13 protein-coding genes are annotated in these 14,502 nt (G+C 43.1%); 7 read left to right on the top strand and 6 right to left on the bottom strand.

The window, feature by feature from the left end:
* Positions 1-526: 526 nt before the first annotated feature.
* Entirely contained in the window at positions 527-1,219 is a 693-nt protein-coding gene (locus LX64_RS24485; RefSeq protein ID WP_148707452.1) for a hypothetical protein, read from the bottom strand.
* Positions 1,220-1,506: 287 nt separating this feature from the next.
* On the opposite strand from LX64_RS24485, the gene LX64_RS24480 reads away from it, so the two are divergent.
* Both LX64_RS24480 and LX64_RS24475 read left to right on the top strand, forming a co-directional pair.
* The gene (locus tag LX64_RS24480) at positions 1,507-3,150 is read left to right on the top strand and encodes a DUF6600 domain-containing protein (RefSeq protein ID WP_148707451.1); all 1,644 of its coding nucleotides are present in this window, start codon (positions 1,507-1,509) and stop codon (positions 3,148-3,150) included.
* Between the two features lie 153 nt (positions 3,151-3,303).
* Positions 3,304-3,720 (top strand): acyl-CoA thioesterase, encoded by a 417-nt coding sequence (locus LX64_RS24475; protein ID WP_111600338.1) that lies wholly within the window; start codon positions 3,304-3,306, stop codon positions 3,718-3,720.
* 15 nt (positions 3,721-3,735) lie between these two features.
* Here the strand turns inward: LX64_RS24475 and LX64_RS24470 are convergent, their stop codons facing one another.
* Both LX64_RS24470 and LX64_RS24460 read right to left on the bottom strand, forming a co-directional pair.
* Complete coding sequence (locus LX64_RS24470) at positions 3,736-4,185, bottom strand: hypothetical protein (RefSeq protein WP_111600337.1); 450 nt, start codon at positions 4,183-4,185, stop codon at positions 3,736-3,738.
* A gap of 499 nt (positions 4,186-4,684) precedes the next feature.
* Positions 4,685-5,128, bottom strand: a complete 444-nt coding sequence (locus LX64_RS24460; protein ID WP_111600335.1) for a hypothetical protein — start codon at positions 5,126-5,128, stop codon at positions 4,685-4,687.
* A gap of 115 nt (positions 5,129-5,243) precedes the next feature.
* On the opposite strand from LX64_RS24460, the gene LX64_RS24455 reads away from it, so the two are divergent.
* Positions 5,244-6,275 carry a sialidase family protein gene (locus LX64_RS24455; protein WP_111600334.1) on the top strand — a complete coding sequence of 344 codons (1,032 nt, stop codon included), beginning with the start codon at positions 5,244-5,246 and terminating at the stop codon, positions 6,273-6,275.
* Positions 6,276-6,283: 8 nt separating this feature from the next.
* Here LX64_RS24455 and LX64_RS24450 read toward each other — a convergent pair whose 3' ends face one another.
* Complete coding sequence (locus LX64_RS24450; RefSeq protein WP_111600333.1) at positions 6,284-6,721, bottom strand: hypothetical protein; 438 nt, start codon at positions 6,719-6,721, stop codon at positions 6,284-6,286.
* Positions 6,722-6,791: 70 nt separating this feature from the next.
* Complete coding sequence (purB, locus tag LX64_RS24445; protein ID WP_111600332.1) at positions 6,792-8,132, bottom strand: adenylosuccinate lyase; 1,341 nt, start codon at positions 8,130-8,132, stop codon at positions 6,792-6,794.
* A gap of 117 nt (positions 8,133-8,249) precedes the next feature.
* On the opposite strand from purB, the gene LX64_RS24440 reads away from it, so the two are divergent.
* Positions 8,250-8,990: a menaquinone biosynthetic enzyme MqnA/MqnD family protein gene (locus LX64_RS24440; RefSeq protein WP_111600331.1), complete on the top strand. Its 741-nt coding sequence runs from the start codon at positions 8,250-8,252 to the stop codon at positions 8,988-8,990.
* 128 nt (positions 8,991-9,118) lie between these two features.
* Complete coding sequence (locus LX64_RS24435; RefSeq protein ID WP_111600330.1) at positions 9,119-9,775, top strand: NADPH-dependent F420 reductase; 657 nt, start codon at positions 9,119-9,121, stop codon at positions 9,773-9,775.
* Positions 9,776-10,104: 329 nt separating this feature from the next.
* On the opposite strand, the gene LX64_RS24430 is transcribed toward LX64_RS24435, so the two are convergent.
* Positions 10,105-11,739: a M1 family metallopeptidase gene (locus LX64_RS24430; RefSeq protein ID WP_111600329.1), complete on the bottom strand. Its 1,635-nt coding sequence runs from the start codon at positions 11,737-11,739 to the stop codon at positions 10,105-10,107.
* A 45-nt stretch (positions 11,740-11,784) separates the two neighbouring features.
* Here LX64_RS24430 and LX64_RS24425 point away from each other — a divergent pair, with 45 nt between their 5' ends.
* Together LX64_RS24425 and LX64_RS24420 are read left to right on the top strand one after the other, a co-directional pair.
* Complete coding sequence (locus LX64_RS24425; RefSeq protein WP_111600328.1) at positions 11,785-13,437, top strand: ABC transporter substrate-binding protein; 1,653 nt, start codon at positions 11,785-11,787, stop codon at positions 13,435-13,437.
* 373 nt (positions 13,438-13,810) lie between these two features.
* On the top strand, positions 13,811-14,473 hold the full coding sequence (locus tag LX64_RS24420) for a fatty acid desaturase (protein WP_245952818.1): 663 nt from the start codon (positions 13,811-13,813) through the stop codon (positions 14,471-14,473).
* Positions 14,474-14,502: the final 29 nt, after the last annotated feature.

Here is a 14,502-nt window from a genome sequence, read left to right as displayed (position 1 = left end):
CACCATTTACAACGAGCAGCGGCCACACAGTAGCTGCAACTACTTAACCCCTGCACAAGCGCATCATCAACATGGTAAAATGGCCATGAGATGGCAGCAAAAGGGTGCGTCACCTACAGGTGCCCAAGGCCGGTTATCCACAAATCCAGGTGGATTGTAAAAAGAAAAAAAGAAGCAAAAAAAGAAAAACTATAATAAGTAGTAGTAATAGGTTCTTTTTTTTAATCTTTGGAACTGTAAACTATTATACGGATTAACAACTACAGGTGTAAACCTTTATCCGGATTATCTAACAAGGGTGTAAACCTATTTTAGGACGTGACATTGGCTTTTCCGCCCATCTTTGGACCCTATCTCGACCCTATCTTTACCCTATCTCGACCCTATCCTAAGCCTATCCTCACCCTATCTAAAGCCTATCCTAAGCCTATCTCCACCCTATCTTTTTCCAGTAAAAGCCTATCCTCCAGCGTTTTGACCCCTTGTAACAGCTTGTAAATCATGTGATAGTGAAAAGTCGATTTTCTTACTCGTTGATAATGACGCGTTTAGCCACCACCACGCTTGTTACCTTTTGCCCACCCGCTGTTCCATCCGTTTCCGATAAACTCATGGGTAACCCAGTTCGCTCGATATAGAGGTCGGCCGACCCCACGGTAAAATTGCTCAATAAGCTGGCCGGGAATACAAGGCTAGTTACGCCAGGGGTACTTTCAGTGGCTAGCCCACTTTGGGTGTTATGTTGAACGAGGTACACGGTTACCTGCTCGCCAAATTGTAAGGGTTTACCCGTAAAGGGGATCGTGGTGTTTTGACGAATAGACACGTTGGTGAGTGTAGGGGGAAGATCGATATTCGTGGTGTCTTTAAGAGAAATGGTATTGTTAAAGACCTGTTCATTACTTTTCTTGAAGGTGAATTGCATGTTTTGCAAACTATCTGCCTCGTATGTGTAAGAATAAGCATTGGTACTGGAAAATATTTGCGGGTGATTCCCGTTAAATAGTAAGTCCGACGAACCATTCAATGCCAAGCGTAAACCATTTGCATTATTTGCCCTGAAATTAGCCAATGCAGTGCTATGCCGGGTAGTTTTATCGAACGTAACTTTAAGGTCTTGATAGATGGGAACCGTGTTAACAAATGTAGAGGTATCTTTCGAACAAGAAAGGATTGCTAACATGGCACATCCCAATAAGATGACTGTTTTGCAAAGCATGTTTTCCGATTTTGTTAAAAAGCGAACGCCAATAATTATGCCATCGCGTGCCAATGATTTTATCAATAAGCGATCAGAACTGGGTCATACGGGCATCACACAAACGTAACATTTTATAACGCAGGGAAAATATAAATAGCTGGTAATAACAATTTTAGGTATGCTAATTTCTTATTTACTACACACGGAAAGTTAACCAGTGTTAATTTCTAAAACTTGGCAATTGTTTTGCATTATACCAAGTACAGTTGGGTACTGTGTAAAATGCCCGCCTAAAACAACAACATATGAAAAAGCTCTTGTTACCGATTCTGCTAGTATGTATTGGCATCATGGCTTCATCTGCTACGAACTCCGCCGCCGCACAAAGTTTTCAAAACGAGTACGACGATCGTTACGATCAAGATGATTATTATGACGATCAAGCATCATATCAAACTTTCTACGATCAATTAAGCCCCTATGGCCGCTGGATCTCGGATTCAGAATATGGTTACGTGTGGGCTCCTAATGCCGGCCGGGATTTTAGGCCGTATCATACAAATGGTTACTGGACTTACACCAACTACGGTTGGACTTGGGTATCCAATTACTCTTGGGGTTGGGCACCTTTCCACTACGGTCGTTGGCGTATGGACCCTTACTACGGTTGGGTATGGATTCCCGGTCGTACCTGGGGACCCGCTTGGGTTAGTTGGAGACATAGTGCCGGATACTACGGTTGGGCTCCTTTAGGTCCTGGTATCAATATCAGCATCAATTTCAGTGGTGGTTACAACATCCCAACTGCATATTGGAACTTCTTACCAAGCCGTTACATCTGCGACCGTGGATGGCATCGTTATGGTATTCCTTATGCGCAAAACAATGTGATCATTCAAAACACCACCATCATCAACAATACTTATATCAACAATAACCATACATACGTAAGAGGTCCTGAAGTTCGTGAAGCTGTACGCTATGTAGGTGCACCTATTCGTACCCAAATGATTACCCGCGATAGTCGCCCAGGCGCTACAGAGGTAGTGGGTAACAGGGTTAGAATGTATTCACCGAATATGCGTGAAGACAATCGTACCGGCAACGATCGACCTATGCCGAACAATTATTACAACCGTGGTAGCGATCGTGCTATTGCAGCACCGGCAAGAGTTTCTACCGGTTCGAATTTAGCAGGTAACAACCCATCACGCAATAATAACAACTGGACAGCGAACGATCGCGATCGTGATAACAACAACGGCGCACCAAGCCGCGCTATCAACGGAAACCGCGATAACAACAATGGTTGGTCGAATAACCGTGATAATAACAACGGCGGTGCTCCATCCCGTGTTATCAATGGGAACGATAACCGTACAGGCGATTGGTCGAACAACCGTGATAACAACAACGGTGGCGCCCCATCCCGCGTAATAAACGGTAACCGCGACGATAACCGTTCGAACGATTGGAATAACAGCCGCCCAAATAGCAGCTGGAACAATAACAGGGATAATACACCATCTGCACCCGGCCGTGCACGCGATTTTAACCGCGATAACACACCGGTTCAACCGAACCGTGGCGGTGCAGGTTGGAATAACAACGATAACCGTGATAACAACAGTGCTCCACCGGCACGATCTATGACACCAGAACGTCGCCAAGAAGCATTGAACCCTTGGGGGAACGGTGGTAATAATCGCCCTGCTAATAATGGCAACGATCGTTCTTCGGCACCGGCTAGGGGTTGGGACCGTGGAGGTGAATCTCGCCCACAAAGTCAACCGCGCATGCAAGCACCGCAACAACAACGTTCAGAAGCGCCACGTATGCAAGCGCCTCAGCGTTCGGAAGCACCACGAAGAGAAGCGCCGGCACGCAGTAGCGAAAGTCGTGGTGGTGGCGATAGGGGTGGTAGTGCACCGGTAAGAGTAAGAAGTTAGTACAAGAAGGTTTTATATCGGAACGGCATGCATCGATGGGATGCATGCCGTTTTTTGTTGTACATATTTGTTGATCTATGGTCATATCGATAAACTCAATTATCGAATCTGCGTTATAATGAGGACCTTTGTACTGTATTAAATCAACAGACTATGAAAGAAGCACCAGAATTAAAATTTCGCACACGTAGGTGGGTGAAACCTGAGGATTTAAACCCCAATCAAACCCTTTTTGGTGGCAGTTTATTGAAATGGATTGATGAGGAAGCAGTGATCTACGCGATCATTCAACTCGAAAACCCCCATGTTGTAACGAAGTTAATTTCCGAGATCAATTTTATTTCTGCGCCGAAGCAAGGCGATATCATCGAAATGGGTATCGTAGCCACGCATTTCGGTACCAGTTCATTAACCATGCGTTGTGAAGTTCGTAACAAACTTACCCAGCAATTGGTATTAACCATCGATAAAATGGTATTCGTGAATTTGGATGCCACTGGGCAACCGGTACCACACGGGAAAACAGATATTTCTTATGTAAAAGATAGATTGAATAAAAAAGAGGAATAGCAATATTCCTCTTTTTTATTTGCGGTTATGCTGAAAGATACCGATGATCATGTGTATTAAGAAGAGTGCTATTGCTGCAAGGAAACCGGCAACAGCACAGAAGAAAATTAAATGATCATTAGGCCAATCAGCAAAGGGAGGATCATAATGTATTGAATAATGCCGCTTGTTTGGAATACGCCATTGATGAAAAAAGGCAATAAGTAAAATGGATGCGGTAAAGGTGATGACTTGCACCCAAGTAAGCCAACGCACCGGGAAAAGGGAGCTGGTAAAATAATAGAAGCTGCCCATTGCCAGGGCAAATAACGTATAAAGAAAGATGACTTGTGATGTACCGAAAACGTAATAAGTATCATACACATGGATATCAAGTATATCCCTCGATAAAAACGTTTTAGAAGCCACCGTTAAGAAAATCGCCACAGCTAATAAAACGAACGTGGCTAGTTTGTTTGTTTTCATAGGGGGGAGTTGAAGGAAGGAGAATTAAATCTTCTAAATAAACATAATAATGTACCGATAACAAAATGACCAATAAACAAAAGTAAACCACTCATCAACCCCAAAAACGCCCATATCATATATCGATTATTCAGTTCAAATCCTTCTACACTAATAAGGTCAATAAAACGTCTAGCCCATAAAGTATTACCAACAATCACCAGTGACATTAACAGGGTTATTACGACCTGTATCCAGGTCAATGTTTTAAAGGGAAAGAAGCTGGGTAAAAAATAATAGCAAATCCAACCAAGTAGAAAGATCAATTTCACAGCAGTTAATGTATGGGGCAAGGATATCACGAAGTAGGTATCATGTACATGCATGTCTAACGTGAGGGAATGGTCTGCAAAAATGCCTACAACGGCAAATATTACAGCGCTTAACAAACAGGCGTATGCCGCAAATTTATTGGAGTTCATGGTTGATTTGGATGATATTATGGGTGAATATACGAAACCTATGCTGTTTTCGATTTCCTTGAAGCCGCTTTCACCACGCCAATAGCTAAGTGCACAATAAACAATACCTGTGCAGCCATGAAAATCATTAAAAAGGTAGATTGGTATTGCCCAATGAACGAAGCATTTTCGTAATAACGGCGTGGCCCTTGCGGAAACCAATCGGGCTGAAACATGAAATGTATACTGGTAGGAATCAGTAATAAAACATGCAACCACGTTAACCATTTAAACGGGAACAAAGCCGGGTAGGCGTAATAGAAACAAGCATACGTAACCATCAACAAAGCAAAGGCGCCCAATACAACCAAGCTCGGCAAGGTAACATAACCACCAGCTATATGGATGTTGTAAGCACGATCGCTAAAGAATGTAAAACCCGCTATTAAACAAAACAGGGCAGTAATAGCAAATAGGATCGCGGCGATTTTTTGAGACGACATTGTTTGAATGGAATTGAATTTCGCGGGAAAAGATACAAAGAAAACGTAAATACTACCCGTATTGCTGCGATTTCGCGGAACATTTTGCTATATTACTCGCCTAAAAGATGGGCATATGATTTCGAGATTAGTTGTTATGATGGCGCTATTGGGTGCAATCACCCAATTACAAGCACAGAAAGTAAGTGTAGCAAAAGCCGGTTTTATTGAAGATACAGTCACTACTACACCCGCTTGCCATTCCTCTTCCATCGTAGCATTAGACAATAACCGCCTCATGGCCACTTGGTTTGGCGGAGAATACGAAGGACATAAAGATGTAAGCATTTATACCGCTATCTACAGCAATGGAGCTTGGCAAAAAGCTGTGAAAGTAGCCGATGGGGTCGTAGATCAAAACAAGCGTTTCCCAGCTTGGAATCCCGTACTGTTTAAAACAAAAGTGGGCGTACTGTTCTTGTACTACAAAGTTGGTCCTAATCCACGCGAATGGTGGGGCATGATGAAAGTAAGTACGAATAACGGTCAAACATGGAGCGAAGCAAAACGCTTACCGGGCAACAACCTAGGCCCTATTAAAAATAAGCCTATTCAATTGGCAAATGGAAAAGTATTACATCCATCCAGTACCGAAAGTAAAGATGAAAAAGTGTGGCATGCACACCTGGAAGTAAGCGATGGCGCAAGCATGGTGTGGCAAGATGTACAAATCAACTGTGATACTTTTGGCGTTATTCAACCCGCTATCCTAACTTACCCAGGGAATAAATTACAAATGCTCTTCCGCAGTCGCCAAAATAGAATCATCGAAAGTTGGTCGACAGATGAAGGTAAAACCTGGTCGGCCTTAAAGCCATTGAATATACTGAATCCCAATTCAGGTATCGATGCTGTGTCGATGAAGAATGGTTGGCAAGTACTTGTATACAATCCTGCCGTGGCGGGTGCCGATTGGTTTAACGGTAGAAATGAATTACGTGTAGCCGTTTCGAAAGATGGGAAGAATTGGAAAGATGTGTATACGTTAGAAAAACACGATAAAGGCGAATTCAGCTACCCGGCAATTATTACCGTGGGTAACCAGGTACATATTACGTATACATTCGACCGGAAGAAAATAAAGCACGTGGTGTTAAACGTGGGGTAGAAGAAAGGTTAATCATCTTCCTCTACCACGAACTCCTTTTCCGAAAAAGGGGTAACGGCTTGTTTGGCGAGGCTATACAAAGCGTTCACCAACAACAGTAATTCCACCACAAAAAACGCTTTCATTAATTGTACGGCCATTAGCCCGTTTTGGGTGAATTTCGTTACAACAAAGAAGGCAATGCCCGTTAAAGCGAGTAATACAAGGTGTGCCCGCGTAATGTAAGCCTGTAGTTTAATAGCTTTACATCTACGGTATACAAGGCCATTCAATACCCAAATCATCGCCGCAGCTAACATAACGGGGGCGGTTTTCACAGATACAGCATAATCGCTCCACACATCCTCCACGGTGAATTCGTTGGAAAAAACGAGGAGGGCCAGCACCGCTGTAAGCAAGGCCATGTAGAATGAAAACTTAGGGGCGATCTTTTCTAATGCAAACATCCTGTAAGATTGATAAAAAACCCGTCTCTACGTGTAGAGACGGGTTTTTAAATATAATACCTACCGTACATTACGACCAAATACCGGTGTAATTGTGTGGTGTAATCGCTTTTAATTCTTTTTTCAATGCAGCAGTGATTTTCAATCCATCAATGAATTGGTGCATTGTTTTTTGGGTAATTTGTTCACCACCACGTGTTAACGCTTTCAACGCTTCGTACGGTTGCGGGAAGTTTTCACGACGCAATACTGTTTGGATAGCTTCAGCAACAACCGCCCAGTTCGCCTCTAAATCAGCTTTTAACTTCGCTTCGTTTAAGATCAATTTGTTCAAACCTTTATCGAGCGATTTCAATGCCAATACGGTATGACCAAATGGAACGCCGATGTTACGAAGTACAGTCGAATCCGTTAAATCGCGTTGTAAACGAGAAATCGGCAATTTGCTGCTTAAGTGTTCAAAGATAGCATTTGCTAAGCCCAAGTTACCTTCCGCGTTTTCGAAGTCGATCGGGTTTACTTTGTGTGGCATCGCAGATGAACCTACTTCATTCTTTTTGATCTTTTGTTTGAAGTAGTCCATAGAGATGTATTGCCATACGTCGCGTGCGAAATCGATGAGGATGGTATTGATACGTTTCAACGTATCGAATTGCGCGGCGATGTTATCGTAGTGCTCGATTTGCGTAGTGTATTGCATACGTTGCAAGCCGAGGGTGGTATTCACGAATTTATTCGCGAATTTCTCCCAGTTTACTTTCGGGAAAGCTACGTGGTGAGCATTGAAGTTACCGGTAGCACCACCGAACTTCGCTGCAAAAGGAATTTGGCCGAGCAAATTCACCTGGCCTTCCAAGCGTTCAACGAATACTTCGATTTCTTTACCAAGGATAGTAGGCGATGCAGGTTGACCGTGTGTGCGGGCCAACATAGGTACCTTCATCCAAGCTTTCGACATCTTCTTCAACGACAAAATAAGGTTGGCAATCGCAGGCATGTAAACATGTTCTACGGCGTCGCGCCACATCAACGGGTTAGCCGTATTATTGATGTCTTGCGAAGTAAGACCAAAATGCACCCATTCTAGGAGAGCTTCATGACCCAGGTTCTTCAACTCGTTCTTCAAGAAATACTCCACTGCTTTCACATCGTGGTTGGTGATTTTTTCTGTATCCTTGATGAGTTGAGCGTTTTCAACCGTGAAGTTTTGGTAGATATTGCGCAAAGCAGCATGTTTGCTTTTCGGTAAAGCGAAAAGCTTTTGTTCTGCCAAGGCAATAAAATATTCTACCTCCACCATTACGCGGTAACGGATCAACGCAAATTCAGAAAAATAAGGGGCCAGTTCTTCTACTTGACCTCTGTAACGCCCGTCGATAGGGGAAATAGCAGTTAAAGCTTGTAGTTGCATAATGATATTAATAAACTCGTATTCACAATTTTAATTTCCTTTTAACACCTTGAAATCAATGATTCCCCGGTTATAAACTGGAATTTAAGTACTTTTGCGGCTTCAAAATTACAGAAATTGGAACGGAAAGTAAAAGTTGCGGCAGTAAGTTATTCAAATACTAAGCCTTTATTATACGGATTTAGGAATCATCCTGTAATGGATATGATGGAATTGACGATGGATTACCCGGCTAAAATCGCCCGCCAGTTGATCGATGGAGAGGTTGACGTAGCCCTTGTGCCAGTGGCAATTATACCCAAATTACAAGAAGCGCATATTATATCAGATTTCTGCATCGGTGCCGATGGGCCCGTTGCCTCCGTATGTTTATTTAGTGAAGTGCCTTTACACGATATAAAAAGAATTTATTTAGACTATCAAAGTCGTACTTCGGTAGCCCTTTTAAAAGTATTAGTAAAGGAATATTGGAAACTCCCTGTTGAATTCGTAGAAACAACGGGCGATTACCAAGATAAAATCCAAGGCACCGACGCCGGTTTGGTAATTGGCGACCGTGCCCTAGCACAGCGCCATAAATCGCCATTTATTTACGATTTGGCCGAAGCATGGATTAAATTCACGAATTTACCGTTCGTGTTCGCGGCATGGATCAGCAACAAGCAATTGTCGCCCGAGTTTATCGCTGCCTTTAATAATGCGAACAGTATTGGTTTTCAGAATTTACCGGCAGTTATTGCCGAAATCGAGCACCCGGTATACGATATGCACGTGTATTACACGCAAAATATCAGCTACCCGCTTACCCCGGCGAAACGCCAAGGTATGCAGCGTTTTTTAAGCTACTTACAACAATAATAGCCGTATATATCAACGAAATAGCCGTTGTCGAGGTGGAAATACGCCCCGTCAACGGTTTTTTTATGCCCGGGATTCGATTTCGTACTGCCATGAAAATTCGGTAAATTAGTAGAAACGTGTGAAGTATGAAGATCGGGATCCTGGGAGCCGGTGCCGTTGGAATGGCAATCGGTAAAGGTTTGTGCGAGAAGGGGTATGAAGTGATGATGGGATCAAATCATGTTCAGAAGCCTTCCTTACAAGATTTTCAAGCCACTTTCCCCGGCAAAGGTTTCCTCGGTTCGCTACAGGAAACAGCCGTTTGGGGCGACCTCATCGTGTTATGCACCACCTGGCAAAGCGCCCAACTTTCTATCGAACAAGCCGGTGTGTGGAACTTTAAAAGTAAGATAGTGGTCGACGTTACCAACCCGCTCGACGATAAAGGGCCAGATGCCAACGGCAAAATCTCCTTCCAATTACATAAAAATCTCTCGGCAGGCGAGCAAATACAGGCTTGGCTACCCGGTGCCCACGTGGTAAAAGCCCTCAATAGCATCGGTCATGGCCATATGATCAACCCCCAATTCAAAGAGGGTGCCCCCAGTATGTTTATCTGCGGTAACAACGATTGGGCAAAAAAGGCCGTTAAAGACATTTTACAGCAACTCGGCTGGCCCGACGTTATCGATATCGGCGGCATCGAGATAGCCCGCGAAATCGAAGCTTTAAGCGTTTTATGGTGGGCTTACGGGTTTAGAACAGGAACATGGCACCATGCCTTCCGGTTATTGCGGGAATAATGCTTGTCGTAAATGGGATGTAAAGGTGGTTAAATATACAAAAGCCTTTACCGAGCCTTTGACTTCCCTTTGACGAGCCTTTAACGACCCTTTGAAAAGCCTTTGACGCCCCTTTGAAAGACTTTGACTTCCCTTTGACCTGCCTTTGAATCCCTTTAACTTCCCTTACCCGGTAGTTGTAGTGCCTAGTGAAGCTTTTTTAATAACTGGCTCATACGCAGGGGATTAGATTTTTAGTGCAACAATCCGTTCAAAACGAGGAATACGCTCCAACAAAAATGCCGCCCCTACTTGTAGAGACGGCATTGGAAATAAAGATGGAATAATATTTAGTGTTTGCTCACTTTAATGTAGAAATTCTTGTCTGCTTCTAAGCTCGTGAAATTGTCTACAACCATTGTTTTCCAGCTTTCCGTAGTTGGGTACAGGAATTGGAAATTGGTACTACCATTGATTTTCACTTTTACAGGTAAATCAAATCCTTTCACATCAGCTTTCCAACGGTAGCTTAATTTATTGCCTTCTACTTTGTATTCTAAAACAGGTACGCCGGTAGTGCGTAAGTATTGGTCGAATACTTTGTTGAAGTTACGGCCGGCCATTTTATTGATGTATTCTTCTACTTGTTTTGTAGTAACAGTTTGGTGGTAGAAGGTTTTATTCAAACCACGTAAGATGCTACGGAATTTCTCGTCGTTATCGATTACTTGGCGGATGGTGTGAATCATCGCAGAACCTTTGTAATACATATCACCAGAGCCTTCACTATTTACGCCGTAGTGGCCGATCACTGGGATGTCGTTTTGGATATTTCTGCGGGCACCTTGGTTGTATTCGTTGCCTGCTTCTTTACCGTATTGACATTCAGTGAATATAGTTTCAGAGTAGTTGGTGAAACTTTCGTGTACCCACATATCGGCAATGTCTTTCGTGGTAATGTTGTTACCAAACCATTCGTGGCCGCTTTCGTGGATAATGATAAAGTCCCATTTAATACCCCATTTGCTACCAGATAAATCTCTACCGTTATAGCCCATTTTGTATTTATTACCGTAGGCTACAGCGCTTTGGTGTTCCATGCCGAGGTGCGGTGTTTCCACTAATTTATAGCTGTCTTCGTACCAAGGATATGGTCCGAACCAATGTTCGAAACATTGCATCATGGGTTTTACCACTTCGAAGTGTTTTTTCGCTTTCTCGAGGTTGTAATCGATTACCCAGTAAGATAAATCCAGTTTACCTTTCTCGCCGTCGTATACATCCGTGAAGTTGCTATAGTGGGCGATATTGAGGGCTACGTCGTAGTTATTGATAGGGTTTTGTACGTACCAATTAAACGTAGTCGTGTTTTCGTTTTCTTGCTTGCTGCGGAGGCGACCGTTCGATACGTCGATTAGCCCTTTTGGTACAGTGACCGTGATGCTCATGCTATCGGGTTCTTCGCTTTGGTGATCTTTATTAGGCCACCAAACGCTGGCGCCTAACCCTTGGCAGGCTGTAGCAATCCATGGGCGACCGAGAGAATCTTTAGACCAAACAAGGCCACCGTCCCATGGTGCGCGGATCGCTACGCGGGGTTTGCCCGAATAGTGTACCGTAATGGCTTGTGTAGAACCTTTTGTTTGCGTAGCTTCCAATTGCACGAGGAAGGCATTCCCATCGCGCGTAAACTTCAGGGAACGGTTATTTTGCACAACAGAATCGATTTGCATGGGTACTTGCAGGTCGATCTGCATTTTGTTATGCGGTTTTAATACTTTGTATCGAATGGTATTATGACCTTGTAATGAACTATCGGCGGGGTGTACATTTACGTGTAAATCGTAAAAGGTAACGTCCCACCAAATTCTATCCGCATTGAGCGTTCCGCGGAGTGTGTCGGCCTTGGTAAACGTGGTTTGATGTTGCGCAAATACACTGCTGGTTCCTACTATCCCCATCAACAATAAAAAAATCCTACGCATATAGAAGTTTATATTTTAGGCGGAAAGATATTAATTTAACGGCAAATGAGAGAGACATTTCACCGCATATTACACAAACGGTACACCGTGTTAATGGGGCTTTTATGGGCCATGATGCTTGCTTGTGGTACTTCGCAACGCGAAAACAAAAACGTATTTCGATACAATCAACCCGAAGGTATTCCTACCCTCGATCCCGCATTTGCTAAGAACCAAGCTATTATATGGGCCGTTCATCAAATCTATAATACCTTGGTGGAACCCGATCCAATCATCGGCATTAAACCCTCTCTCGCCAAGGATTGGACGATTTCTAGCGACCGGTTGACTTATACCTTCCATTTGCGGGGCGATGTATTCTTTCATGATCATGAAGTTTTTGCAGGCGGAAAAGGTCGCCGTATGACGGCACATGATATCGTGTATAGTTTTCGCCGCGTAATGGACCCGGCCACAGCATCGCCAGGTGCATGGATTTTTAACGATAAAGTAGATCCACAGAAAGGCTTCCAAGCCATAAACGATACCACCTTCCAGTTACAGTTATTAAAGCCATTCAACCCAATTCTTGGCATCCTTAGCATGCAATATTGCTCGATCGTACCGCATGAAGTAGTGGAGAAATACGGGAAAGATTTCCGTAAGCATCCGTGTGGTACAGGGCCTTTCCAGTTTCATTTTTGGGAAGAAGGGCAGGCTTTGGTACTGCATCGATTTCCGAATTATTTCGAGCGAGATAGTGTAGGTGCGCGGTTGCCGTATTTGGATGCTGTGCAGGTATCGTTTGTGGATAGTAGGGGAACGGAGTTTTTATTGTTCATGCAAAAGCAATTGGATTTCATGAATGATATTGAGTCGTCATTTAAAGATGAAGTATTGTCGAAATCCGGCGAGCTGAAAGATGAATGGAAAGGAAAGATTGTGCTAGACAAATCATTCTATTTAAACATCGAGTATTTTGGTATTGTAGTAGACCCGGAAAACCCCATGGTGCGTAATTCCCCGTTGAAAGATGTAAAAATCCGTCAAGCCATTAACTACGCGATCGACCGGGAGAAGATGATGATGTATTTGCGTAATAACATTGGTAAGCCGGCAACATCGGGGTGCTTGCCGATGGGTTTGCCTTCCTTCGATTCCGTTACAGTTAAAGGGTATCATTACCATCCACAAAAGGCGCAACAACTATTAACGGAAGCCGCTTACCCTAATGGTAAAGGCATGCCGGGCATTAAACTTGTGTCTATTCCATTATATGCCGATATGGCCAGCTTTGTGGCCAACCAATTAGAAGAAGTGGGCATTAAAGTGCAAGTAGAAATAATCCAGAAAAGCTCATTAATTGAACAAGCTTCAAAAGTGCAAGTACCATTTTTCCGGGCTAGCTGGATCGCCGATTATCCAGATGCTGAATCATTCTTAGCCGTTTTCTACAGTAAAAATCCCGCCCCACCGAATTATACAAGGTTCTCCAATCCTCAATTCGATGCATTATATGAGAAAGCATTGCAAGAAACGAACGATAGTCTTCGTTACGAAGAGTACAAAGCAATGGATCGCATTGTAATAGCGAATGCGCCCGTGGTACCTTTGTTTTACGATGAAGTGATTCACTTTCTACAACCCAATGTGAAAGGGATGGTGAACAATAGTTTGAACATTTTGGAATTGCGCACGGTGAAATTACTGCCTAAGTAAAAGCATATAATTTTGTTTTGTAAAAGATGGAGAATTTTTGTCATGAATGTTAAAGGAATGGTAAATAATCCTGTTGAAGGTATGTAGGTATAATTAATACCATGCCTTGAACGATGATGAGAATAACGCTGTAATATATACTGCGATGGAGTTTACAGGCAGCTGTTACAACATGATATGTGTAAATACCGTTATGCAATGATTGTTAACTTTTCCTGGCAACTTGAAACGATGGAATATTAACCTATCTTTACGGCTTCTTTCCAAAATATTAAGTAGATAAATGACAGCGATTTTGATCTTTTTGTGTGTGCATTGGTTCTTTTCTTTGTTCTTTCACACATTCTTTTTGCACAGGTATGCATCTCACCAGATGTATACAACCAGCAAATTCTGGGAGCGATTCTTTTATTTCTCCACTTGGTTCTTCCAAGGTTCTTCTTATTTGATTCCAAGAGCATACGGTGTAATGCACCGCATGCACCACGTATATAGCGATACCGAACACGATCCACACTCTCCACACTTCTTCAAAGATGTATGGTCGATGATGGTACGTACCCGCCAGATCTATAATGATCACGTAGAGGGTAAGGCTAAGGTAGATCCAGAATTTACCCAAGAACCTTTACCAATATGGGAAAAGATGGATAAATTCGGCGATAACAATATTACACGCTTAGTGTGGGTAGGTTTATATATTGCGTTCTACGCAGTATTTGCACCTTCTGCTTGGTGGTTCTTGTTGTTACCTATTCACTTCCTTATGGGACCAATCCAAGGTGCAGTAGTGAACTGGTGCGGACACAAGTACGGTTACCGTAACTTCGATAACGGCGACGAATCTAAAAACACTTCGCCTTGGGGTATTTTGTTGATGGGTGAATTGTTCCAAAACAACCACCACAAACATGGTAATCACCCGAACTTCGCTAAGAAATGGTTCGAAATTGATCCAACTTATCCGATCATGAAAGTAATGCACTGGGTAGGTATCATTAAGTTGAAACCTGTACCGGTTATTAGTAAGCACTAACCTTCATGTCAACATATGTGAACGGTCTC

Origin of the sequence: Chitinophaga skermanii, assembly GCF_003259335.1 — a bacterium.
Lineage (GTDB): Bacteria > Bacteroidota > Bacteroidia > Chitinophagales > Chitinophagaceae > Chitinophaga > Chitinophaga skermanii.
The sequence above is the reverse complement of the archived record's forward strand: the minus strand, read 5'-3'. Positions and strand labels throughout refer to the sequence as shown.